Annotated in this window: 22 protein-coding genes; 5 read left to right on the forward strand and 17 right to left on the reverse strand. The window is 72.0% G+C overall.

Features of this window, described 5'->3' with window-relative positions; genetic code table 11:
• Positions 1-251 precede the first annotated feature (251 nt).
• From ACLQ27_RS11490 to lysS, 3 genes are all read right to left on the reverse strand, one after another.
• Positions 252-2,795 carry an ATP-dependent Clp protease ATP-binding subunit gene (locus ACLQ27_RS11490; RefSeq protein WP_234587510.1) on the reverse strand — a complete coding sequence of 848 codons (2,544 nt, stop codon included), beginning with the start codon at positions 2,793-2,795 and terminating at the stop codon, positions 252-254.
• A 527-nt stretch (positions 2,796-3,322) separates the two neighbouring features.
• A complete protein-coding gene (locus ACLQ27_RS11495; RefSeq protein WP_357498213.1) occupies positions 3,323-3,667 on the reverse strand; it encodes a histone-like nucleoid-structuring protein Lsr2 in 345 nt (114 codons plus the stop codon).
• 112 nt (positions 3,668-3,779) lie between these two features.
• Complete coding sequence (lysS, locus tag ACLQ27_RS11500) at positions 3,780-5,288, reverse strand: lysine--tRNA ligase (protein ID WP_357498211.1); 1,509 nt, start codon at positions 5,286-5,288, stop codon at positions 3,780-3,782.
• An 89-nt stretch (positions 5,289-5,377) separates the two neighbouring features.
• On the opposite strand from lysS, the gene ACLQ27_RS11505 reads away from it, so the two are divergent.
• Positions 5,378-6,118: a class I SAM-dependent methyltransferase gene (locus ACLQ27_RS11505; protein WP_425866669.1), complete on the forward strand. Its 741-nt coding sequence runs from the start codon at positions 5,378-5,380 to the stop codon at positions 6,116-6,118.
• A gap of 38 nt (positions 6,119-6,156) precedes the next feature.
• On the opposite strand, the gene ACLQ27_RS11510 is transcribed toward ACLQ27_RS11505, so the two are convergent.
• The 8 genes from ACLQ27_RS11510 to ACLQ27_RS11545 all read right to left on the reverse strand — a co-directional run bounded on the left by ACLQ27_RS11510 (position 6,157) and on the right by ACLQ27_RS11545 (position 13,770).
• A complete protein-coding gene (locus tag ACLQ27_RS11510; RefSeq protein WP_234587497.1) occupies positions 6,157-6,915 on the reverse strand; it encodes a type III pantothenate kinase in 759 nt (252 codons plus the stop codon).
• A gap of 17 nt (positions 6,916-6,932) precedes the next feature.
• Complete coding sequence (gene nadC / locus ACLQ27_RS11515; RefSeq protein WP_234587494.1) at positions 6,933-7,829, reverse strand: carboxylating nicotinate-nucleotide diphosphorylase; 897 nt, start codon at positions 7,827-7,829, stop codon at positions 6,933-6,935.
• Positions 7,830-8,000: 171 nt separating this feature from the next.
• On the reverse strand, positions 8,001-9,698 hold the full coding sequence (locus ACLQ27_RS11520; protein ID WP_357498205.1) for an L-aspartate oxidase: 1,698 nt from the start codon (positions 9,696-9,698) through the stop codon (positions 8,001-8,003).
• 94 nt (positions 9,699-9,792) lie between these two features.
• Entirely contained in the window at positions 9,793-10,689 is an 897-nt protein-coding gene (locus ACLQ27_RS11525; protein WP_234587486.1) for a septum formation family protein, read from the reverse strand.
• 96 nt (positions 10,690-10,785) lie between these two features.
• Positions 10,786-11,214 carry an aspartate 1-decarboxylase gene (gene panD, locus ACLQ27_RS11530; RefSeq protein ID WP_425866672.1) on the reverse strand — a complete coding sequence of 143 codons (429 nt, stop codon included), beginning with the start codon at positions 11,212-11,214 and terminating at the stop codon, positions 10,786-10,788.
• A gap of 45 nt (positions 11,215-11,259) precedes the next feature.
• Entirely contained in the window at positions 11,260-12,108 is an 849-nt protein-coding gene (gene panC, locus ACLQ27_RS11535) for a pantoate--beta-alanine ligase (protein WP_234587482.1), read from the reverse strand.
• Complete coding sequence (locus ACLQ27_RS11540; RefSeq protein WP_425866674.1) at positions 12,105-13,076, reverse strand: Rossmann-like and DUF2520 domain-containing protein; 972 nt, start codon at positions 13,074-13,076, stop codon at positions 12,105-12,107. The genes panC and ACLQ27_RS11540 overlap by 4 nt, the downstream gene beginning before the upstream one ends.
• 127 nt (positions 13,077-13,203) lie before the next feature.
• Positions 13,204-13,770: a TetR family transcriptional regulator gene (locus ACLQ27_RS11545; protein WP_425866676.1), complete on the reverse strand. Its 567-nt coding sequence runs from the start codon at positions 13,768-13,770 to the stop codon at positions 13,204-13,206.
• A gap of 118 nt (positions 13,771-13,888) precedes the next feature.
• On the opposite strand from ACLQ27_RS11545, the gene ACLQ27_RS11550 reads away from it, so the two are divergent.
• From ACLQ27_RS11550 to ACLQ27_RS11560, 3 genes are all read left to right on the forward strand, one after another.
• Positions 13,889-14,803, forward strand: coding sequence for an SDR family oxidoreductase (locus ACLQ27_RS11550; protein ID WP_425866678.1), 915 nt, complete (start codon positions 13,889-13,891; stop codon positions 14,801-14,803).
• A gap of 94 nt (positions 14,804-14,897) precedes the next feature.
• Positions 14,898-16,205, forward strand: coding sequence for an SAM-dependent methyltransferase (locus ACLQ27_RS11555; RefSeq protein WP_425866680.1), 1,308 nt, complete (start codon positions 14,898-14,900; stop codon positions 16,203-16,205).
• Positions 16,202-17,389 carry an NADH-quinone oxidoreductase subunit D gene (locus tag ACLQ27_RS11560; RefSeq protein ID WP_357498193.1) on the forward strand — a complete coding sequence of 396 codons (1,188 nt, stop codon included), beginning with the start codon at positions 16,202-16,204 and terminating at the stop codon, positions 17,387-17,389. The genes ACLQ27_RS11555 and ACLQ27_RS11560 overlap by 4 nt, the downstream gene beginning before the upstream one ends.
• Before the next feature lie 18 nt (positions 17,390-17,407).
• Here the strand turns inward: ACLQ27_RS11560 and ACLQ27_RS11565 are convergent, their stop codons facing one another.
• From ACLQ27_RS11565 to ACLQ27_RS11580, 4 genes are all read right to left on the reverse strand, one after another.
• Positions 17,408-19,276: a hypothetical protein gene (locus ACLQ27_RS11565; RefSeq protein ID WP_425866683.1), complete on the reverse strand. Its 1,869-nt coding sequence runs from the start codon at positions 19,274-19,276 to the stop codon at positions 17,408-17,410.
• A 110-nt stretch (positions 19,277-19,386) separates the two neighbouring features.
• Positions 19,387-20,391 (reverse strand): glycine betaine ABC transporter substrate-binding protein, encoded by a 1,005-nt coding sequence (locus ACLQ27_RS11570; RefSeq protein WP_425866685.1) that lies wholly within the window; start codon positions 20,389-20,391, stop codon positions 19,387-19,389.
• 214 nt (positions 20,392-20,605) lie between these two features.
• Positions 20,606-21,343, reverse strand: a complete 738-nt coding sequence (locus ACLQ27_RS11575; RefSeq protein WP_234587463.1) for an ABC transporter permease — start codon at positions 21,341-21,343, stop codon at positions 20,606-20,608.
• Positions 21,340-22,026 (reverse strand): ABC transporter permease, encoded by a 687-nt coding sequence (locus ACLQ27_RS11580; protein WP_425866687.1) that lies wholly within the window; start codon positions 22,024-22,026, stop codon positions 21,340-21,342. Before ACLQ27_RS11580 ends, ACLQ27_RS11575 begins: the two co-directional genes overlap by 4 nt.
• A 2-nt stretch (positions 22,027-22,028) precedes the next feature.
• Here ACLQ27_RS11580 and ACLQ27_RS11585 point away from each other — a divergent pair, with 2 nt between their 5' ends.
• Entirely contained in the window at positions 22,029-23,033 is a 1,005-nt protein-coding gene (locus ACLQ27_RS11585) for an ABC transporter ATP-binding protein (RefSeq protein ID WP_357498183.1), read from the forward strand.
• Between the two features lie 58 nt (positions 23,034-23,091).
• On the opposite strand, the gene ACLQ27_RS11590 is transcribed toward ACLQ27_RS11585, so the two are convergent.
• On the reverse strand, positions 23,092-23,592 hold the full coding sequence (locus tag ACLQ27_RS11590) for a hypothetical protein (protein WP_354861103.1): 501 nt from the start codon (positions 23,590-23,592) through the stop codon (positions 23,092-23,094).
• Positions 23,593-23,648: 56 nt separating this feature from the next.
• Positions 23,649-23,957 (reverse strand): hypothetical protein, encoded by a 309-nt coding sequence (locus tag ACLQ27_RS11595; protein WP_234587453.1) that lies wholly within the window; start codon positions 23,955-23,957, stop codon positions 23,649-23,651.
• Between the last annotated feature and the right edge of the window lie 50 nt (positions 23,958-24,007).

Genomic DNA, 24,007 nt, shown 5'->3' on the forward strand with positions numbered 1-24,007 from the left:
CGAGCGGGCGATGGCGGGTGGGTGGGTGCTGCGCGTCGGGGAGGGCGGGCTTGGAGATCGGCTTCGGCGACGGCCTGCTCCTCGCCGATCACCCGAGCCTTGGGTTCCGGCCGGTCGTCGGCGGTGGCTGGCCGGGGTGGTCGCGGGGGGTGTCGAGCGGGGCCGGCGGGTGTTGCCTGTGCGGGTAGCGCACAAAGGCGGGGCCCCGGTGGCTTGCGCCACCGGGGCCCCGCCCCCTGCTGCTGGTCGTGCTACTCGTCGGCGCCCGCCGCAGCGGTGCCGGCGGCGGTGCCACCGAGGTCGGCGGGGACGGCGTCCGGAACCTCGACCGGCTTGTCCGCACCGTGGAAGACGAGCTTGGACTTGTCGATGTCGTTCGGGTCGCCCTCGCAGTCCACCACGACGATCTGACCGGGGGTCAGCTCGTTGAAGAGGATCCGCTCGGAGAGATTGTCCTCGATGTCGCGCTGAATCGTGCGACGAAGCGGACGGGCACCAAGCACCGGGTCGAAGCCCTTCGCCGCCAGGTACTTCTTGGCGTTGTCGGTCAGCTCCAGACCCATGTCCTTGTTGCGCAGCTGCGTCTCGATCCGCTGGATCATGATGTCCACGATGGAGAGGATCTCGGTCTGGCGCAGCTGGTGGAAGACGATGGTGTCGTCGATCCGGTTGAGGAACTCAGGCCGGAAGTGCTGCTTGAGCTCGTCGTTGACCTTCTGCTTCATCCGGTCGTAGTTGGACTCGGAGTCCTCCGACGCCTGGAAGCCCAGCGACACCGCCTTGGCCACGTCGCGGGTGCCCAGGTTGGTGGTCAGGATGATGACCGTGTTCTTGAAGTCCACGATCCGACCCTGACCGTCGGTGAGCCGACCGTCTTCCAGGATCTGCAGGAGCGTGTTGAACACGTCCGGGTGGGCCTTCTCGATCTCGTCGAAGAGAACCACCGAGAACGGCCGACGCCGCACCTTCTCGGTCAGCTGCCCGCCCTCGTCGTAGCCGACGTAGCCGGGAGGGGCACCCACGAGGCGGGACACCGTGTACCGGTCGTGGAACTCGGACATGTCCAGCTGGATGAGGGCGTCCTCGCTGCCGAAGAGGAACTCGGCGAGCGCCTTGGACAGCTCGGTCTTACCGACACCGGACGGGCCGGCGAAGATGAACGAGCCCGACGGGCGCTTCGGGTCCTTCAGGCCGGCCCGGGTACGCCGGATCGCCTTCGAGACCGCCTTGACCGCGTCCTCCTGGCCGATGACGCGCTTGTGCAGCTCGTCCTCCATGCGCAGCAGGCGCGAGGTCTCCTCCTCGGTCAGCTTGTAGACCGGGATGCCCGTCCAGTTGCCGAGCACCTCGGCGATCTGCTCGTCGTCAACCTCGCTGACGACGTCCAGGTCACCGGCCTTCCACTCCTTCTCCCGCTGAGCCTTCTGGCCGAGGAGCTGCTTCTCCTTGTCGCGCAGCTGGGCGGCGCGCTCAAAGTCCTGCGCGTCGATCGCGGACTCCTTGTCGCGACGCACCTGGGCGATGCGCTCGTCGAAGTCACGCAGGTCTGGCGGTGCGGTCATCCGACGGATCCGCATCCGGGCGCCGGCCTCGTCGATCAGGTCGATCGCCTTGTCCGGCAGGAAGCGGTCGGAGATGTACCGGTCGGCAAGCGTCGCCGCAGCCACCAGGGCGGCGTCGGTGATGCTCACCCGGTGGTGCGCCTCGTAGCGGTCGCGCAGGCCCTTGAGGATCTCGATGGTGTGCGCCAGCGACGGCTCACCCACCTGGATCGGCTGGAACCGGCGCTCGAGAGCGGCGTCCTTCTCCAGGTGCTTGCGGTACTCGTCGAGCGTGGTGGCGCCGATGGTCTGCAGCTCACCACGGGCCAGCATCGGCTTGAGGATGCTTGCGGCGTCGATCGCGCCCTCGGCGGCACCCGCACCCACCAGGGTGTGGATCTCGTCGATGAACAGGATGATGTCGCCGCGGGTGCGGATCTCCTTGAGCACCTTCTTGAGGCGCTCCTCGAAGTCACCGCGGTAGCGGGAACCGGCGACCAGGGCACCGAGGTCGAGCGTGTAGAGCTGCTTGTCCTTGAGAGTCTCGGGCACCTCGCCCTTGATGATCTTCTGGGAAAGCCCCTCCACCACGGCGGTCTTACCGACGCCGGGCTCACCGATCAGGACCGGGTTGTTCTTGGTACGGCGGGAGAGCACCTGCATGACCCGCTCGATTTCCTTCTCGCGCCCGATGACCGGGTCGAGCTTGCCCTCGCGGGCGGCCTGGGTCAGGTTGCGGCCGAACTGGTCCAGCACGAGGCTGGTCGACGGCGCGGCCTCACCCGGCGCGGCACCCGCCGCGGCGGGCTCCTTGCCCTGGTAGCCGGAGAGCAGCTGGATCACCTGCTGGCGGACCCGGTTGAGGTCGGCGCCGAGCTTGACCAGCACCTGGGCGGCGACGCCCTCGCCCTCACGGATCAGCCCGAGCAGGATGTGCTCAGTGCCGATGTAGTTGTGGCCGAGCTGCAGCGCCTCGCGCAGCGACAGCTCCAGCACCTTCTTGGCCCGCGGCGTGAACGGGATGTGCCCGCTCGGCGCCTGCTGGCCCTGGCCGATGATCTCCTCGACCTGCTGGCGGACGCCCTCCAGGGAGATGCCGAGGCTCTCCAGGGCCTTTGCCGCGACGCCTTCACCTTCGTGGATCAGGCCCAGCAGGATGTGTTCCGTACCGATGTAGTTGTGGTTGAGCATCCGGGCCTCTTCTTGGGCCAGGACGACAACCCGTCGCGCTCGGTCGGTGAACCGCTCGAACATGCCCTCGTGCTCCTCACGTGCCGTGCGCCTTGATGGTCAAGATCTTGGCGGGGCCGGTGCACGAACGTCCGGGACGGGCGTCCGTGCCTCCTTACTCTATCGTCGCTGACCGACTCAGCTGAGGTCGTGTCTCTCCGGTCTGGGTCAGTTCCACGTCGTTTTGCACAACCGTCCGCGCTCAGGAGGTGTTCCGGTACCCCTGGCGCTACGCGCAGAGCGAAATCCGACCGACCCCACGGAAGGCTCCGCAGGGCCGGGGGAGGGCCTTCGACGGCCTCCAGCGGGTGTCGTGGGGGCGAGCGCCGGTCGTCGGCACCGTTCGGGCTGCCGCACCCGACCCCTTTCGGGAAGTTGTCCACAGGTTGTGGATAGTTACTCCACCGCCTGTGGACAACGCCGGCCGGTCCGGGAAACATTCCGGCCGGCCCGTCCCGGGCGCGGATACGGCGACGCCGGCCCGGAGGATGCTCCGGCCCGGCGTCGGTGTCGCCCTTGCGGTGGCGGCTGCCACCGGTCAGCTGAACGGATCAGCGCTTGGCGTGGTACTCGTCGACGATCTCCTGCGGGATACGGCCCCGGTCCGAGATGTCCTTGCCGGACTTCTTGGCCCACTCCCGGATCGCCTTGTTCTGCTCCCGGTCGGCGGTGGCGCCACCCCGACCGCGGGCGGCCCGCCCACCGATCACCACGCCACCGCGACCCACCTTGGTGCCGGCGCCGATGTACGGAGCGAATACGTCGCGCAATTTCGCGGCGTTGGCACCGGACAGGTCGATCTCGTACTGAACGCCGTCGAGCGCGAACTTGACGGTCTCGTCAGCGTCCCCACCGTCCAGGTCATCGACCAGCTTGTGAATGATCTGCTTGGCCACGTCCCACATTCCTTTCGAGCAGGGCGCTCCTGCTAACGAGAGCACAATAACCCCCGCGCTGCTCGCCCCGTCAATAGGATGCCGTTACGACTCGCTGGGAGTCGGCGGGCGACTACTCCGGGCGGACCAACGGGAAGAGGATCGTTTCCCGAATTCCGAGGCCGGTCAGGGCCATCAACAGCCGGTCGATTCCCATTCCCATACCCCCGGCCGGCGGCATTCCGTACTCCATGGCCCGGAGAAAGTCCTCGTCGAGACGCATCGCCTCGTCGTCGCCACGGGCGGCCAACTGCGCCTGGGCCACCAGCCGTTCCCGCTGTACCACCGGGTCGACCAGCTCGGAGTACGCGGTGCCCAGCTCGAAGCCGAGAACGTAGAGGTCCCACTTTTCGGCCAGCCCCGGCTCGCTGCGGTGCGCCCGGGTCAGTGGGCTGGTCTCCTCCGGGTAGTCGCGTACGAAGGTGGGCGCCTGCAGGCCCGGGACGACCAGTTCCTCGAACAGTTCCTCGGCGAGCTTGCCCGGGCCCCACTTCGGGTCCACGGCCAATCCCACCTTGTCCGCGTACTCCACCAGCCGGGAACGGTCGGTGCGGACGGTGACCTCCTCGCCGAGTGCCTCGGAAAGGACACCGAACAGGGTCACCGATCGCCACTCGCCGCCCAGGTCGAACTCCCGCCCGTCGGCATGGGTCACCACCGTCGACCCGCTGACCGCGATCGCCGCCTGTTGCACGAGATTGCGGGTCAACTCGGCCATCGTGTCGTAGTCGCCGTACGCCTGGTACGTCTCCAGCATCGCGAACTCCGGCGAGTGCGAGGAGTCGACACCCTCATTACGGAAGTTGCGGTTGATCTCGAAGACGCGGTCCACACCACCAACGACCGCGCGCTTCAAAAACAGTTCCGGAGCGATTCGCAGATACAGATCGGTGCTCAACGCATTGCTGTGGGTCACGAAGGGTCGGGCCGCCGCGCCACCGTGCAGGAGTTGCAGCATCGGCGTTTCCACCTCGATGAAGCCCTGGCCGTGCAGTGAATCGCGCAGGCTGCGCACCGCCGCCGCCCGGGTGCGGACCATCTGCCGGGCCTGCGGCCGGACGATCAGATCGACGTAGCGCTGCCGGACCCGAGCCTCCTCGGAGAGCGGCTTGTGGGCCACCGGCAGCGGCCGCAGGGCCTTGGCCGTCATCTCCCACCGCTGGGCGAGCACGGACAGCTCGCCCCGCCGGCTGGTGATCACCTCACCGGTCACGCCGACGTGGTCGCCCAGGTCGACCAGGCGCTTCCACGCCTCCAGCCCCTCCGGACCGACCCGGTCCAGGGAGAGCATGGCCTGCAACTCGGTGCCGTCGCCATCGCGCAGGGTGGCGAAGCAGAGCTTGCCGGTGTTGCGTACGAAGATCACCCGGCCGGTGACCGACACCTGGTCGCCGGTGGCGGTGTCGGTGGGCAGGTCCGCGTACTTCGCGCGGATCTCGGCGAGCGTCGTGGTGCGGGGGAAGCCGACCGGGTACGGCTCCACGCCCTCGGCGAGCATCCGGTCCCGCTTCTCCCGGCGGACCTTCATCTGCTCGGGAAGGTCGTCGGCGGGGTCCACTGGCACGGCGTTCTGCTCGGTCACGGCACGCTTCCTCGTCACGAAGACTACGGGGGGTCAGGCCCGAGCGTACTCAAGCGCTCAGGTGGTCGTTATCGGATAACCTGCCCGCCATGGCGGATCACACTCAGGCGCTCTCGTTCGGCGTGGCCGCGGCCGACTACGACCGGTTCCGGCCCCGCTATCCGGTGGAGGCCGTGCGGTGGGCGCTCGACGGGCTGGACGATTCCGCCGAGGTCGTCGACCTGGGCGCCGGCACCGGCATCCTCACCCGGGGAGTGCTCGCTCTCGGCCACCGGGTGACCCCGGTGGAGCCGGACCCCAAGATGCGCGCCCAGTTGGACGCCGCCACCCCAGGCGTCACCGCTCTGGCCGGCGGCGCCGAGTCGCTGCCGCTGCCCGACGGGCTCGCCGACGCCGTGGTGGTGGGCCAGGCGTACCACTGGTTCGACCGGGAGCTGGCGCACGCCGAGATCGCACGGGTGCTGCGGCCCGGCGGGACGTTCGCCCCGATCTGGAACATGCGGGACGAACGGGTCGACTGGGTGGCCGAGCTGGGTCGGATCGCCCACCTCGGTGACAACGCCGGCGACGTCGTCGGACGGTACGAGGACTTCGGCTCCGCGTTCACACCTGTCGAGCTGGGCGAGTTCACGCACCACACGACCCTCACACCCGACGAGGTGATCGCGATGCTGCACACCCGCTCGTACTGGCTCACCGCCGGACCCGAGCGACGGGAGCGCATCGACCGGGAACTGGGCGACCTCTTCGCGGGCCATCCCGAGCTGGCCGGACGGGAAACCGTCGACCTGCCGTACCGCACGGTCGTGCTGCGGGCCCGGCGGCGCTGAGGGCCTGCCCGCAGGCCGGCCCCGGCGGCGGCCGGGGGTCACAGGTTGCGGTCGTAGACCATCCGCAGGCCGATCAGCGTGATCATCGGCTCGTGGTGGGTGATGGTGCTGCACTCGTTGATCACCAGGGAGGCGAGGCCGCCGGTGGCGATCACCGCCTTCACCTCGCCCAACTCCTCGGTCATCCGCTCGACGATCCGGTCCACCTGCCCGGCGAACCCGAAGTAGAGACCGGCCTGCAGGCACTCCACGGTGTTCTTGCCGATCACCGAGCGGGGCTTGGTGGCCTCAACCTTGCGCAGCTGGGCGGCGCGGGCGGCCAGCGCGTCGAAGGAGATCTCGATGCCCGGGGCGAACGCCCCGCCCAGGAACTCGCCCCGGCCGCTGATCACGTCGAAGTTGGTGGTGGTGCCGAAGTCCACAACTATCGACGGCCCGCCGTAGAGGGTGAACGCCGCAAGCGTGTTCACCACCCGGTCGGCGCCCACCTCCTTCGGGTTGTCGATCGCCAGCTGCACCCCGGTGCGCACGCCCGGCTCGACGATCACGCTCGGCAGGTCGGCGTAGTAGCGGCCGAGCATGGTCCGCAGCGACCGCAGCGCGGCCGGCACCGTGGAGCAGGCGGCCACACCGGTGATCTCGACGTTGTCCCCGGCGAGCAGGCCCCGGAACATCAGGCCCAGCTCGTCCGCCGTCGAGCGGGCATCGGTCTTGATCCGCCAGGAGTGCACCAGCTTGTCGCCGTCGAAGGTCGCCAGCACGGTGTTGGTGTTTCCGATGTCGATGCAGAGCAGCACTGTCGCAGCCTAGACAACTACTCGGTGCGCAGGTCCATCGCGATGTCCAGGATCGGCGACGAGTGGGTCAACGCGCCCACCGAGAGGAAGTCGACGCCGGTCGCCGCGTACCTGGCGGCCACCTCCAAGGTCAGCCCGCCGGTCGCCTCCAGCTCCGCCCGGTCGCCCACCGCAGCCACCGCCTCGGCCAGCACCTCCGGCGTCATGTTGTCGCAGAGCAGGAAGTCCGCCCCCGCCTCCACCGCCTCCACCGCCTCGGCGACAGTGGTCACCTCGACCTGCACCGGAACCTCCGGAAACGCCTCCCGGACCCGCCGGTACGCCGCAGTGATGCCCCCGGCCGCCAGCTTGTGGTTGTCCTTGATCATGGCCACGTCGTAGAGGCCCATCCGCTTGTTGGTGCCCCCACCGGCCCGCACCGCGTACTTCTCCAGCGCCCGCAGGCCCGGCGTCGTCTTGCGGGTGTCCAGCACCATCGCCTTCGTGCCGGCCAGGGCGTCCGCCCAGGCACGCGTGTGGGTGGCCACCCCGGACATCCGGCAGAGCAGGTTGAGCGCCGTCCGCTCGGCCGTCAGCAGCAGCCGGGTCGGGCCGGTCACCGTCGCCAGCACGTCGCCGCGCGCCACCCGCTCACCGTCGCGGGCCAGCACCGACACCTCGACGGTACGACCGAAGCCGGTCACCTCGCCCACCAGCTCGAACACGGCGGCGGCCACGGCCATCCCGGCCACCACGCCGTCGGCGCGGGCCACCAGGTCGGCGGTGTCGGTCTGCTCGGCTCCAATGGTGGCCACGCTCGTCACGTCGAGGAAATCGGGCCCCAGATCCTCGACCAGCGCGCCCTCGATCACCCGCCGCACCTGCTCCGGGTCCAGCCCGGTCGCCCGCAACGCCGCCTCGGTCGACCCCGTCAACGCCACCTTGGTTCGCGACTCCGGGGCTCGCGAAACCGGCTCACTCCTCGCGCTCACTGGGCCATCTCCGTTCGCGACTGCGGGGCTCGCAACCCCGGCTCACTCCTCGCGCTCACTGGGCCATCTCCGTTCGCGACTGCGGGGCTCGCAACCCCGGCTCACTCCTCGCGCTCACTGTGCACTCCCCTCCCACTGCTCCGTCACCAGGCCCTGCGCCCCGACCGACCCGACCAGGTGGCCCAGCCACCGTTCGTCGGCCGTCGGGAAGTCCTCCCGCCAGTGGCAGCCCCGGGTCTCGGCGCGGGCGTACGCCGCCGCGACAAGCGACGACGCCACCGTGAGCAGGTTGGTCGCCTCCCAGTCGGCGGTGCGCGGTCGGCCCCGGGCCGCGCCCAGCTCGGTAAGCGTCCCGGCCGTCTCCGCCAGCGTCGCCGCGGACCGGAGCACCCCGGCCCCCCGGGTCATCGCCCGCTGGAGCGTCGGCGTCACCCCGGCCGGCACGACCCAGCCCGCACCGCCGCGCCATGCGCCGACGTCCGCCGGCTGGGCCTGCTCGGGCAGGCCGGCCGCGATGTCGTCGGCGATCCGCCGGGAGAACACCAGCCCCTCCAGCAGCGAGTTGCTGGCCAGCCGGTTCGCGCCGTGCACGCCCGTGCAGGCGACCTCGCCGCAGGCGTACAGGCCGGGGATCGACGTGCGGCCGCGCAGATCGGTGCGGACGCCGCCGGAGGCGTAGTGGGCGGCCGGGGCGACCGGGATCAGGTCGGTGGCCGGGTCCACGCCGATCGCCAGGCAGGACGCCACGATGGTCGGGAACCGCCCGGCCAGGAAATCGCCGCCCAGATGGCGGGCGTCGAGAAAGACGTGGTCCGCGCCGCTGGCCATCAGCACCCGGTGGATGCCCTTGGCCACCACGTCCCGGGGGGCCAACTCGGCCAGCTCGTGCTGGCCCACCATGAACCGCTTGCCATCGGAGTCCACCAGGTACGCGCCCTCGCCGCGCAGCGCCTCGGAGACAAGTGGCTGCTGCGCGTGCCCGGCGCCGGGCACCCCCGCGCCGGGCGGGGTGATCAGGGCGGTCGGATGGAACTGGACGAACTCCACGTCGGTCACCGCCGCGCCGGCCCGCATCGCCAGCGCCACCCCGTCGCCGGTGGAGACCGCCGGGTTGGTGGTGGCCGCGAAGATCTGCCCCATCCCGCCGGTGGCCAGCACCACCGCCCGCGCCAGCAACGCGCCGACGCCGTCCTCGCTGCCCTCACCGAGCACGTGCAGGGTGATCCCGCAGGCCGGACCGAGCCCGTCCGGGCCGTCGCCGGGCGCCCGCAGCAGGTCCAGCACCAGGGCGTGCTCGACCAGCCGGATCCACGGGTCGCGCTGCACGGCGGCGTGCAGGGCCCGCTGCACCTCGGCGCCGGTGGCGTCCCCGCCCGCGTGCACGATCCGGTCCGCCCGGTGTCCACCCTCCCGGGTCAGCATCAGCGAACCGTCCGGGTGGCGATCGAACTCGGCCCCGATCCGCATCAGCTCCCGCAGCCGGGTCGGCCCCTCCTCGACGAGCACCCGGACCGCCGCGGGGTCGCAGAGCCCCACACCGGCGATCTCGGTGTCCCGGGCGTGCGCCGCGGGGGTGTCCGCCGGGTCGAGCACGGCGGCGATGCCGCCCTGCGCCCACCGGGTCGAACCGTCGTCAATGTTGACCTTGGTGACGACGGTGACGTGCAGGCCCGCCTCACGCAGGTGCAACGCGGCGGTCAGCCCCGCGACCCCGGACCCCACCACGATCACGTCGGTGGTCTCCACCCAGCCGGGCTCGGGCGCGGCCAGCAGTCTGGGCAGGGCCGGCAGATCGACCGTCGGAACGTCCATCCCACCAGTCAACCCGAAGGATCCTCGCCGGGGGAGGCGGGGGCTCAACGAGTGGTTTGGGCTACCCCGTCCGGCCCGAACCGTGCCGCGCCGCTCACTTCGTCCGCACCGGCAGGCCGGCCGGACCGGCGCCCTTCAACGACGCGGTCACCGTACGGTCGCTCAGCCACAGGTAACAGCGGACTCCCCGGTCACCGACCCGCCAACGCCCCGCACCCGGCGGGCGCACCACCACCCCGCTGCGGAACCGCAGGTCGGAGTCGTCAGGCACGCCGACATAGCGGCCGAGGACGGTGCGGCAGCCGGTGTAGAGCGGCGCCCAGTCGGCATCCTTGGCCGGGTACGGCCGGTCCGGCGCGCGCCACACCCCGACGAACTCGGCGTCGTGCCGACCGCCGCACTCCACCGGGACCAGCGTCTGCACACCCCGGCCCGCCCCGGAGCGGGTCTGCTGGCAGCCCAACCGCAGCCCGGAGGCCCCCTTCAACGCGTCCCGCAGGCTGCCCGACCGGACCACCACCGTGGCGGCCGCCTCGACGGTCGTCAACTCGGTCAGGTCGCACCGGAACCAGCGGGAACCGGCTGCCCAGCCCGGCCCGGAGGGCAGCGCCACCGACAGCCGCAGCCGCCCGGCCCGCCAGTCGTCGCCCACGTACGCCGAGGCCCGGGTGTCGCACTCGGTGAACGCCCCGCGCAGCTCCACCGACCCGTTCGCCGGGGCGGCAGCCCGCTCCGGCGGGAACACCCCGACGTGCACGGTCTCCACCCGGTGCGGGCCGGCGCAGTCCATCGGTTGATAGGCGGCCAGCGTCACCACCTCGACGAAGTCGGCGGCCTGACACACCCCGACGGCCGGCGTGAACGCCATGGCCGGTGGCAGTGCCGCCCAGTCGTCGGTCAGGTCACCGTCCAGACCGCCGGACCCGGCGCAGCCGACCAGCAGCACTGCCGTGACGGCAGTGGCGAACAGGGTCGTCATGGCACGGCGCATCGCGGCCTCCCCCAGCCACCTACCGGCTTCCGCCAGCGTGCCCAGGGTAACCGCAAATGACCTTCCGGTGACAGACCGGAATCGGCTCGCGCGCGATCAGACTCCGGACACGGCGAACGGGCTCGGCACCGGGTCGCCTGCCGTGCCCGGGGCCGCCTCCGCCGGGTTCGCCCCCAGCTCGACGATCCGGTTGTCGGTGTCGACGTGCACCACCCGCGGCCGGTAGGACCGGGCCTCGGCGTCGTCCATCTGCCCGTACGAGATCAGGATGACCAGGTCACCGGGGTGCACGAGGTGCGCGGCGGCCCCGTTGATGCCGATCACGCCGCTGCTCCGCTCCCCCGGGATGACGTACGTCTCCAGCCGGGCGCCGTTGGTGATGTCCACGATCGCGACCTGCTCCCCCGGGAGCAGGTCGGCGGCGTCGAGCAGGTCCTCGTCCACAGTCACCGAACCGATGTAGTGCAGGTCGGCCTGGGTCACGGTGGCCCGGTGGATCTTCGACTTGAGCATGGTCCGCAGCATCGGGCTCGCCTTTCGCGAAAGAAGTGGTGGTGGGGTGCGGCCGGGTCAGGGACGAGGGGCGAGGTGGATCGCCGCGTTGTCGATCAACCGGGTGGCGCCGACCCAGGCGGCGATCACCAGTCGGGCCGGCCCGGACACCGGCCCCGGCTCCAGTTCGGGGTCGGTGAGCACCAGGTAGTCGAGCTGAGCGCCGGGCGTACCGGCGCCGAACGCGGCGTGCGCGGCGGACAGCACCTCCCCCGCGTCCAGGCCGTCGTCGGCGGCCCGGGCACCCGCCCGCAGCGCGGCGGACAGGCTCAGCGCCGCCGCCCGCTCGGGCTCGCTCAGGTAACGGTTGCGGCTGGACAGCGCCAACCCGTCCGCCTCCCGGACGGTCGGTACGCCGATCACCTCGACCGGCACGTCCAGGTCCCGGGCCATCCGCCGCACCAGGGTGAGCTGCTGATAGTCCTTCTCACCGAAGAAGGCCAGGTCAGGACGCGTGAGTTGGAGCAGCTTCAGGACCACGGTGAGCACCCCGTGGAAGAAGCCGGGACGGCTCGCGCCCTCCAGCTCCCCGCCCAGCGGACCCGGGTCGAGGCGTACGCGGGGCTGGCCGTCCGGATACATGTCGGCCACCGACGGCGCGAAGACGAGGTCGGCGCCGGCCCGCCGGCACACCTCCAGGTCGGCGTCGAGGGTGCGCGGATAGCGGTCGAAGTCCTCGTTCGGCCCGAACTGCAGCGGATTCACGAAGATCGTCACCAGTACGTGGTCGGCCTGCTCCCGGGCGGCGCGCAGCAGCGTCTCGTGGCCGGAGTGCAGGGCGCCCATGGTCATCACCACGCCGACGGTGCCCTTCAACGCCGCCCGGGCCTCGGCCAACTCGGCGCGCGTGTGGACAAGCTGCGTCATGCGGCCACCTCCCGGCTCGTCCCGGCGAGCACACCGAGCAGCGGCTGGGCGTCCACCGGACGCAGGCGGCCCGCGGCGATCGCCCGGTCGGCGGTACGCCGGGCCAGCGCCAGGTACGCGGGGACCGACTCCGGCGCGGTGGCGGCCAGCCGGGCCAGGTGCCGCTCGACGGTGCCCGCGTCGCCCCGGGACACCGGACCGGTCAGCGCGTCGTCGCCGAGGCGCAACGCGTTCTCCAGGGCGGCCCGCAGCAGGGGGGCGAGCACCTTCTCCGGACGAGCCACGCCGGCGTCGCGCAGCCGGTCGGTCGCCTCGTTCACCAGGGTCACCAGGTGGTTCGCGCCGTGTGCGAGCGCGGCGTGGTACAGCGGGCGATCCCCCTCGGCCACCCACTCGGGGACGCCACCGAGGTCGGCGACCAGCCGGGCGGCCAGCGGACGCAGGTCAGCCGGGGCGGTCACCCCGTACGAGATGCCGGCCAGCCGGGGCAGGTCGTCCGGCGTACCGGTGAAGGTCATGGCGGGGTGCAGGGCCAGCGGCCGGGCGCCGACCGCGGCGGCCGGCGCCAGCACGGCGAGACCGTGCGCGCCCGAGGTGTGCGCGACCACCTGGCCCGGGTGCAGGGCACCCCGGTCGACGAGGTCGGCTACCACTGCGGCCAGCGCGTCGTCCGGCACCGCGATCAGCAGCAGGTCGGCGGCGGCGCGCGCGACGGCGGTGACCGGGCGGCGGGGCACCTCGGGCAGCAGCAGGGCCAGCCGTGCCCGGCTGGTCCCGGAGTCACCCGCCACAGCCACCACCCGGTGCCCGGCGGCGGCGAGCGCCGCGCCCAGGACGGCACCGACCCGGCCGGCGCCGACGACGCCGACAGTGAGCAGGCGGGACGTGGGGGTGCCGGTGACGGCGGAATCCCGCGGTGCGGCAGGCCCAAGCTGGGCGGCCGGACGCGGGCGCAGCGGTGCGCTCATGACGACGATCCAGTCCTCGAGAAGGGGTACCGGTCGATCGCAAGTATGCGCCCGCGCCACAGAGCGAGACAGGATGTGTGAAAACGTTCACCGCCGAAGCAAGGGGCTCGGCGCAGGTCGGTCGGGCTCAGCCGGAGGCCGACGTGATCGCGCGTAGTTCGCTGGCCACCTCGGCGATCAGGTCGGTGAGCGGAACGTCACCGCCGGGCGCGACCCAGCGGGCGTACGCGACCCGGAAGACCGTGGCACCCGACTCGGTGGCCAGGGTGGCCGTGCTCTCGTCGAGGCCCTTGGCACGCAGGGCGGCGGTGACCGCGGCCACCAGCGAGCCCGTCTTGCGCAGCTCACGCTCCTGGAGCTCCGGGCTGCTCTCGATGATGGCCTGTCGCGCCCGGACCAGTTCGAGGCGGTCGGCGAAGATCTCCTCCGCCACCCGGCGGAAGGCGGCGATGACCACCTCGAACGGGCCGGCGTCCGTCTCGGCCACCGTTTTGGCCAGGACCTCCTCCAGGTGCGCGCTGCCGCTGAAGAGCGCCTCGCGCTTGTCTCCGAAGAGCCGGTAGAAGGTGCGCTTGTCGAGGCCCGCGCGGCCGGCGATGTCGGCGACGGTGGTCTGCTCGAAGCCGCGCTCGCGGAACAGCTCGAAGGCGGCCGCCTCCAGGCGGCCGCGCGCGTCGGGTTGCCAGCGGGCCATGCGGCGATGGTATCCGACGTCACACTGCGACATTACTTCCGTCGCGATGTCGCGCCGCGACATCATGCGAGGTAGCGTGATGTCGCAAGGTGACATCGGCACTCACTAAGGAACCACCATGCGCGTATTCGTCACAGGCGCCTCCGGCCACGTCGGCTCCGCAGTCGTCCCGGAACTCCTCTCCGCTGGGCACGACGTCGTCGGCCTCGCCCGCTCCGACACGTCCGCCGCCGCCATCGAGAAGCTCGGCGCCCAAGCGCACCGCGGCGACCTTTCCGACCTCGACGTGCTCCGGGAAGAGGCGGCTGCCGCCGACGGAGTGATCCACCTGGCGTTCCGTCACGACCTCATGGTCAACGGCGACCTGGCCAGCGCCGCCAAGGCCGACCTGGACGCCCTCACGGCACTCGCCGACGGCCTGGCCGGCTCCGGCAAGCCCCTGGTCGGCACCGGCGGGACGGCCATGCTCGTGATGGGCGGCGTCGTCGGCCGCCCCGGCACCGAACGCGACATCTTCCCCGGCGGCGGCTACCGGATCGACGCGGAGAACTTCGTGGCCGGCCTCGCCTCCCGCGATGTGCGCTCGTCCGTCGTCCGACTCGCGCCCACGGTGCACAGTTCGCTCGACCACAACGGCTTCATCACCGCCGTCATCGCCGCTGCGCGACGCACGGGGTACTCCGCCTACGTCGGCGAGGGCGCCAACCGATGGCCGGCCGTCCACACACTCGACGCGGCCGTGCTGTACCGACTCGCTCTCGAAAAGGCCCCGGCCGGCACGCGCCTGCACGGCGCCGACGACGAAGGAGTCCCCTTCCGGGAGATCGCCGAGGCCATCGGCCACAAGCTCGACATCCCGGTCCGGAGCATCAGCCCCGCCGAGGCCGACGACCACTTCGGCTTCCTCGGATCGTTCGTCCAGCTCGACAACCCGACGTCGTCCGCCCTCACCCGCGAACTGCTGGGCTGGACCCCCACCCACCCCCGCCTGATCGCCGACCTGCACGAGGGGCACTACTTCCGGACGGCATGAGCGAGGAAGCCGCCCGGCGGGGATCGGGAGTCGTCGCCCCGCCGGGTGGCCGTAGGGTCGGCACGGTGACGCCTCCTGAACCCGGAGTGAGCTGATGCCGATCCCGTGGCGGGACGCGATGAGCCACGCCCTCTACGGGCCGGACGGCTTCTTCGTGGCCGGCGGCGGTCCGGCCGATCACTTCCGGACCAGCGTGCACGCCTCCCCCGCCTTCGCCACCGCGCTGCTGCGACTGCTCGACCAGGTGGACTCGACCCTCGGCCATCCGCCACGGCTTGACGTGGTCGACGTCGGGGCCGGGCGAGGGGAACTCCTGCACAGCCTGCTCAGGCTCGTCGCAGCGGCACCGGCCGTCGGGGTTGCGGTGGGGGTTTCCGGGGAGCCCACCCACTCCGGGCGGTCAGGCTTGATCCCTGCGTGGGTGGGCTCCCCGGAAACCCCGACTTCCACGGCCTCCGTCCGTCGGTCGCCCGACGGTCCGTCGTCCGGCACCGTCCGTCGCTCGCTCGCGGAACGCGTGCGGTTCACAGCAGTCGAGTACGCCCACCGCCCCGAGAACCTGCCGGAAGAGATCAACTGGACCGCTGAGATACCCGACGAGATCAACGGACTGTTGATCGCTACCGAATGGTTGGACAACGTCCCGTTGGACGTGGCGGTGCACACCCCCGAGGGCTGGCGATATGTATTGGTCGACCCCGACAGCGGTGTGGAGACGGTTGGCGAGTTGGCCAACGCTGCTGATGTTGACTGGCTGAACACCTGGTGGCCCAGTCCCGCGAGCCCTTCGAGTGCTAGCGGTGACCCGGATCTGGGGTTGACCCGGTCAGACGCGACCAGCCGGGACGAGTCGGGTTTCGGGGCAGCCCGGCCGGCGCAGGGATCAAGCCTGACCGCCCGGAGCCGGCCGGGCTGCCCCGAAACCCCCCACAGCGACTACCAACGAGCCGAGATCGGCCGAAGCAGAGACGAGGCTTGGGCCAACGCGGTGCGACAGATCAGCCGAGGGCTGGCGGTCGCTGTCGACTACGGGCATCTGCGGGAGGGTCGGCCGGTGGACGGGACGTTGACCGGGTATCGGGGTGGACGGCAGGTGCCTCCGGTGCCGGACGGATCGAGTGATGTGACAGCGCACGTGGCAATGGACTCGGTCGCCTCCGCCGGTGCGGCGGTCGCCAGGTGTGCGTACTCCCTGATCTCTCAGGCCGAGGCGCTGCGGGCGCTCGGGGCCGACGGTGGGCGACCGCCGCTGAGCCTGGCCGGCACCGACCCGGCCGGCTACGTGCGGGCGCTGGCCGCCGCGTCGGCGGTGGCCGAGCTGACCGACCCGGCCGGGCTCGGCGGACACTTGTGGCTGCACCAACCGGTCGGCATCGGGCTACCGCCGGCCGTGGCACGATGACGGGCATGACCACCGACGCCGGGGCCCTTCGTGAACTGACCGTCGGCACCGGGGCCGGCCTGGTCGCCGGCACCGGCGATCAGCAGCTCGGCACCGACATGGTGCTCAACATCGGCCCGCAGCACCCCTCGACGCACGGCGTGCTGCGCCTGAAGCTGGTGCTCGACGGCGAGCGGGTCATCGCCTGCGAACCGATCGTCGGCTACATGCACCGGGGCGCGGAGAAGCTCTTCGAGGTACGCGACTACCGGCAGATCATCGTGCTGGCCAACCGGCACGACTGGCTCTCGGCGTTCTCGAACGAGCTGGGTGTGGTGCTCGCGGTAGAACGCCTGATGGGCATGGAGGTGCCGGAGCGGGCCACCTGGCTGCGGATGGCCCTCGCCGAGCTGAACCGGGTGCTCAACCACCTGATGTTCCTCGGTTCCTACCCGCTGGAGATCGGGGCCATCACGCCGGTCTTCTACGCCTTCCGGGAACGAGAGACCATCCAGGCGGTGATGGAGGAGGTCTCCGGCGGCCGGATCCACTACATGTTCAACCGGGTGGGCGGGCTGAAGGAGGAGGTGCCGTACGGCTGGACCGGGCGGGCCCGCGCGGCGATCGGCGAGGTCCGTCGGCGGCTGCCCGATCTCGACCACCTGATCCGGCGTAACGAGATCTTCCTCGCCCGCACGGTGGGCGTGGGCGTGCTGTCCGCCGCCGACGCCGCCGCGTTCGGGGCGTCCGGGCCGGTGGCCCGCGCCTCCGGGCTCGACCTGGACCTGCGCCGGGACGACCCCTATCTGGCGTACGACGAGCTGGACGTGCCGGTGGTGACCAAGACCGCCGGGGACTGCCATGCCCGCTTCGAGGTGCTGCTCGACCAGGTGTACGTCTCGCTGGATCTCGCCGAGCGGTGCCTGGACCGGGTGGACCAGCTGACCGGGCCGATCAACACCCGCCTGCCGAAGGTGCTCAAGGCGCCGGAGGGGCACACGTACGCCTGGACGGAGAACCCGCTCGGCATCAACGGCTACTACCTGGTGTCGCGGGGCGAGAAGACCCCGTGGCGGTTGAAGCTGCGTACCGCCTCGTACGCGAATGTGCAGGCGCTTGCCACCCTGCTCCCCGGCTGCCTCGTGCCGGACCTGATCGCCATCCTCGGCTCGATGTTCTTCGTGGTCGGCGACATCGACAAGTGACGGGCGCCGGTCGGGGCGTCAGCGCCAGCGGTCGCCGGGCGGGGCGCCGCCGGCACGCGGCACGTCGTCCTGCGGCGGGTAGCCGTAGCGTTCCTCGACCCGGCGTCGGCCGGCCCGCTCGGGGGCCGGCTCCGGTTCGTGACCGCGCTGGCGCGGCGGGCGCCACTCGTCCGGCACGGGCACGCCGCCGACCGGCAGCGCCGGCCGGCCGCTCGGCTCGGACCGGTGGTACGACTCGCGCTCGTCCTGCCAGCGGGCTTCGTCGTGGCGGCGGGGATCCTCGTGCCGGCGTGGGTCGTCCTGCCGGCGCGGGTCCTCGTGGCGGCGCGGGTCCTCGTGCCGGACGGACGCCCAACGGTCCGCCATCCGGTACTCGGTCCCCGTGGCGTCGGCGTGCACCTCGGCCCGGCGTTCCCCGACGTGCAGCTCCCTGCCGTTCTCGTCGTCCCGGACGGCCGCCCACCGGTCGCCGGCCCGCAGCTGCGACCAGTACTCGCCGGTGTCGTCAGCTCGCAGGGCCGGACCGGGCTGCGGCGCACCGGCGTGGTCGGGCTCGGCCTGCTCCGACCAGCCACGGTCGTCGCGCGGCGAACGGCCGCCCCAGGCGGGTTGGTCGGCCTGGGCGTACCCGTCGCGCTGCCCGGTCCACTCCGGCTCGTCGCGGCGAGTCGTCCAGCCCGGCTTCTCGTCGCCGCGGTCGGGCCCGTTCCGGTCGGAGCCCGAGCCGTCCCGTGCGCCCCCGAAACCGGACTCACCCCGGGCGGCGGGCTGCTGGCCCCAGGACCGGTCGTCGGCTGGGCGGGCACGGTCGTCGGCGTACGTGGAACGGGGGTTCTCCGGGTCGCCCCACGAGCGGTCGGCCGGGCGGGCACGTCCCTCCGTGCCACCGCCCCGGGTCCACTCCTGGGCCGGCGGGTTCCACTGGCCGGCGTACCCGCCGCCGTAGCGCCCGCCCGGCTCGGCCGGTCCGCCGTCGACGACTGTGTGCCGGGTGGTGACATGCACGGTCTCGGTGTGCCGGACCACGCCGACCGGCCGGTGCGCCGGCTCCGGACGGTCGTGCTCACGCGGGCGGTCGTGCTCACGGGAGCGGTCGTGCTCGCGCGGGCGGTCGTGCTCGCGCGGGCGGTCGTGCTCACGGGGGCGGGGAGTGGCGGCGTACCCGGGCGTGGGCCGTTCGGCGCCGTAGACACCGCCGGCGGTCGGCTCGGGTGGCACGTCGGCGGCGGCGCGGTGGCGGTACGCCGGTTCCTCGTCGACGCGCTCGTCGCGACCCCACCGACCGGCGACCTCGTCCGGGGCCGGCGCCCGAACCCGACCGGCCACCTCGTCCGGCCCGCGTCCCGGAACCCGGCCGGCGTCATCCGGAGCGGGCACCCGGACCCGGGCGACCGGAGCGTCGCCGGGGACCGGTACGCGGCTGCGGGCGGGCGGAGTTTCGTCCACCTGGTCGGCGGCCGGCACCCGCACCCGACCGGCTCCCGCCAGCTCGGCCGACGGGGCGGCGCCGGCGAGGGCCGCTCCGGTGGCATCGAGGCGACGGCGGACCGCCGCGATCCCCTCCTGGGCTCGCTGCGCCTGGTCGAGCGCCTGGTTGCCGCGCTGCGCGGCGGCCACGATCTCGGCGCGCAACTCCCGGCGCAACTCCTCGATCTCGTCCAGCAGCTCATCGGCCCGAGCGTCGTCACCGTCGGGGCGCAACGCGATGGAGAGACCGATCAGGACCACCGCCACGATGGCGAGCACCGCCGCGAAGCGCAGCGGGCCGTTACCGTCGGCGACCAGAAGGATCAGCGCCGCCACCGGGGCCAGGGCCACGCCGCCCCAGAAGAGCACGGTCAGCAGCAGCGGTTGACGCCGGGCGTCGGGGGTGACCGGGGCTGGCATGGGTGTGCAGCCTACCGACGATCCCCAGCGGAGGGAACGGGTCCCCGGACGCGCGGACGCCCCCGCCCCAAGCTGGGGAGGGGGCGTCCGCGGCACACCCGAGGAGGGCCTCAGCTGGTGGCGAAGGCACCGTCCGAGGAGAAGACCAGACCGACGCTGATCTTGCCCTCACGCAGACCGTTCTTGGTCAGCGGCCCGCCCTGGTCCAGCGAGGAGAACGAGCCAACCGAGAGCCCGTACGTCTTCTCCAGGCCCGGCTTGCAGAACGGACGCTGCTGGCACTCCGGCGGCCCGCCCAGCACCGTCGCGCTGCCGGAGCACTTCGCGGCCAACTCGGAGAGGGTCCGCACGCCGTACTTGTCGGCGAACTGCTGGGTGACCGCGAACGCGTTCTGGTCCTGCGCGGCGGCCGGGGTGCCGAAGGTGATGCCCACCTTGTCGCCCTCGGCCTTGAGCTTGGTCACCGTCGCGTTGATGTCGGGCGAGGACACCGGCTGGGCGTTCTTGCCGTTGGCCTTGGTGTTGAGGAACTCGGCCATGGTCGACGCGTACTCCGGGACGACCTGGATCTCGCCCTTCTCCAGCGCCGGCTCGTACAGCTCCCGGTTGCCGATCTGCTGCACCTTGACCTGGTAACCGGCGGCGGTGAGCACGATCCGGTACAGCTCGCCCAGGATCTGGCTCTCGGCGAAGTTGCCGGCGCCCACAGTGATGTCGCCGCCCGGGCCCTTGGCGATGCCCGCGGTGAGGTTGTTCGCGCTGGCGAACTCCTCGGCCGCCACCTTGGCGGTCTTGCGCTCCTCGTTGACGGCCTTGTTGAGCTGGATCAGCTTCGGGGTGTCGAGCGCCGCGGAGACCTTGTCCAGCGCGGCGATCAACTGCGGGTTGGCCACCTTGCTGTTGACCGCCGGAATGACGTTGTCGGAGTTCTGGAGCTTCTTGTCGTCCGTCAGGGCGATGAGCTGCTGACCGGCGACCGGGGCGCACCCGGCGCCGGAGGCGCTCGTCTGGGGGGCGTCGGTGCCGGACGAGCCGGCATCACCACACCCGGTGAGGAGTGCTGCCCCGGCGACGGCGCCGATGGCGCCCATCGCCAGACGTGTACGTGCGCGCATGTGTCGCCCGCCTTCCGTGTCCCGGCGCGACCCGTCCCGGGCCGGCCGCGTGTCCGACGGGCGAACCTGACTGTGGCCGCCCGCGTCTTCCACCCAACATGGTCCGCGAGCGACCGACAACCTGAGATGGGCTTCGTCACCGCATCGTCACCGACCGGCCCGCCGCTGGTCGCCGCTTCGGCGTCCACTCACCCGGACGGATCACGACGGGGTGTCAGGCGCGGCCGGTGGCGTCGGCGGGCCGCGGCCGGCCGGCGCGCTGCCGCCCGCGCCGCAGCGGACGGGGGGTGACCAGTCGTTCGACGATCCCGAGGAGCAGCTCGGCCAGCAGTGCCAGCCCGGCCACCAGCACCCCGCCGGCCACGATCTGCCCGCCACCGGCGGCGATGCTCAGACCGAATCCGGTACGGATGATCTCGCCGAGACCGCCACCGTTGACGAACGAGGCCAGCGCGGTCGTCGCGATGACCTGCACGGCGGCGGTCCGGAAGCCGGCAGCCAGATACGGCACCGCGAGCGGCAGCTCCACCCGACGCAGCAACTGCCCGCCGGACAGGCCCATCCCGCGGGCCGCGTCGCGCGCCTCCGGATCGGCCTGACGTACGCCGGTGTAGGCGTTGGCCAGCAGCGGTGGGACGGCGAAGACGGCGAGCGCCACCACCACCGGCGTACGCCCGAAGCCGAGGAAGGTCAGCGGCAGGATGGTCAGCAGCGCCAGGGTGGGAATGGCCAGGGTGGCGTTGGACACCAGCACCACCAGGCCACCGCCGCGGCCGGTGTGCCCGAGCCACAGCCCGACCGGCCAGGCCACCAGGCAGCCCAGCGCCACGGCCAGGGCGGAGATCGTCAGGTGCTCGCCGAGCCGGTCCAGGATGCCGCCCGGGTTGCTCCAGTTCAGGGGGTCGTTGAGCCAGAGCACGGCCTGGTGCACGGGGTTGGCCGCGGCGCTCACCGGACACCCCGGGCGGACCAGGGGGTGATCAGCCGGCCGACGAGGACCAGCAGCAGGTCCAGCAGCACCGCCAGCGCCACGCAGAGCACCGTACCGGTCATGATCTCGGCCTTGTAAAGGTTGTTCTGGAAGCCCGCGAAGATCAGTTGGCCGAGGCCGCCGTGCCCCACCAGCACACCGACGGTGACCAGCGCGACAGTCGACACGGTGGCCAGGCGCAAGCCGGTCAGGATGCCGGGGATCGCCAGCGGCAGGTCGATCCGGAAGAGCCGCCGCCAGCGGCCGTAACCCATTCCCTCGGCGGCCTCGCCGACCTCCGGCGGCACCTGGTTGAGCCCCGCCACCACGTTGCGGACGATCAGCAGCAGCGCGTACAGGACCAACCCGACCAGCACCGTGGTGGCGCCGGTGCCCAGGTACGGCGCGATGAACGCGAACAGCGCCAGTGACGGGATGGTGTAGATCACGCCGGTGACGCCGAGGATCGGGCCGGCCAGCGGGCGGACCCAGTACGCGAGCACGGACAACGGCAGGGCGATCAGCACCGCGATCAGCACCGCGCGTCCCGTGAGGGAGGCGTGTTCGCGCACGGCGGCGAGGATCGTGTCAGAGTTGTCCCGCACGTACTGCCAGGAGAACCAGGGGTTACCCGGGTCGGCCCGGTAGCTCAGGCGGAAGGACATACGTGGACGTTACCCCGGAGGCCGCCAGCGTGGCCGAATCCCCTCGCGCGGCGTCGATCTCCCTGCAGGGCATCCAGAAGCGCTACCCGAACGGCACCGAGGCCGTGCGGGACCTGAGCCTGGACGTCAAGGCCGGCGAGCTGGTGGTGCTGATCGGCCCGTCCGGCTGCGGCAAGTCGACAGTGCTCCGCATGGTCAACCGGCTGATCGAGCCGACGGCCGGGCGGATCATGCTCGGCGACGAGGACGTCACCGACGTCGACCCGGTGCGGCTACGCCGCCGGATCGGTTACGTGATCCAGAACGTCGGCCTCTTTCCACACCAGACCGTCCGCGCGAACGTGGCAACCGTCCCGGGCCTGCTCCGCTGGTCCCGGGATCGGACCCGGGCCCGCGTCGACGAGCTGCTCGACCTGGTCGGTCTGGATCCGAGCCAGTTCGGCCGCCGCTATCCGCACGAGCTGTCGGGCGGCCAGCGGCAGCGGGTCGGCGTGGCCCGCGCGCTCGCCGCCGACCCGGTGGTGCTGCTGATGGACGAGCCGTTCTCGGCAGTCGACCCGATCGTCCGGGCCCGCCTCCAGGAGGAGTTCCTCCGCCTCCAGGCCGAGGTCCGCAAGACGATCGTGCTGGTCACCCACGACCTCGACGAGGCCGTCCGGCTCGGCGACCGGATCGCCGTGCTGTCCCAGGGCGGGCATCTCGAGCAGTACGACACGCCGGCCGCCCTGCTCGGCGCACCGGCCACCCCGTTCGTCCGCGAATTCGTCGGAGCCGACCGGGGCATCCGCCGGCTGGCGGTCACCCCGCTCGACCGGGAGTCCCTGGAGCCGGTGCCCTCAGGCGCCGCCGCGGATCTGCCCACCGTGGCGCTGGACGGCACGGCGTACGACGCGCTGGCGGTGCTGCTCACGTCGGGACGGGACCAGCTCGTCGTGACCGACGACGGCCGTCCGGTGGGCGCGCTCAGCCGCCAACGTCTGCTCGACCTGGGCCGCTCGCCGAGCTGACCCGGGCCCGTGACCCGGCCGGCGTCGGCGGCACCCGCCCGCCCGGGTGTCACTCTTCTCAGGCGCGACCACCGAGGCTCGCGGTGCCGATGATCCAGCCGGTGAGGAAGCCGTAGCCGGCGCCGCTGCTGGCGTCGCGCAGTGCTGCCAGCAGCGACGGGTCCGGGCCGAGCAGCGCCGCCAGCACGGCGGCGAGCCCGCCGGCCAGCACGTACGCGGCCCAGCCGGAGAAGAACTGGCTGACCGGACCGGGCACCCGGGCCACCTGGGCGGCCGGCAGCAGATAGAGCAGCGCCACCGCGAGGACCACCAGCGCCACGGCCCGCAGGTCGGCGGCGAACAGTCCGCCGGCCTGCCCGTCCGCGTCCAGCCGCCAGGCCGGCCAGGCGAGCAGGCGCAGATAGAAGCCACCTGCCGAGTCCGGGTCGGTGAGCGTGGCGGCGGCCCAGCCGGTGTACGCCGGACTGCCACAGATGCCGACCAGCAGCAGCACGGCGAGCGCGCCGGTGCCGGCGGCCGTCCCGTAGCCGCTCACCGGGCCCGTACGGACGAGTCCCATGATCCGCCCAGGTCCCGTGCCGGCCGGCCGGGCGGACCTGGGCTGCCCCGAACGGCTCAGTGCTTCAGCAGGTAGTCGATGAAGGCGGCCCGCAGCAGCGGCGCCGACTCCTCGTAGCCGTGCCCGGTCAGCTCCCGCCACAGGGCGTTCGCCTCGTCGATGGTCGGGCCGATCGAGTTCGGCGCACCGTCCAGCACCGTGGCCTCGTCCGCGTTCGGCAGGTGCCGCAGCACCGACCAGTAGAAGCCCACGTCGCGACGCTCCCGGGCCCGGGCGAACGCCCGCTCCCGCAGTTCCTCCGTGGACAGCGCGTCGAGTTCCTCGAACGAGGTTCCGCCGGGGGTGGCGGCAGGTGTGTCGGTCATGCGGCGAGCCTAACGGTCGAGATCAGCGCCGGCTCGGCGGACGGGACACG

This window comes from Micromonospora sp. DT63, assembly GCF_049841615.1.
Taxonomy (GTDB): Bacteria; Actinomycetota; Actinomycetes; order Mycobacteriales; family Micromonosporaceae; genus Micromonospora.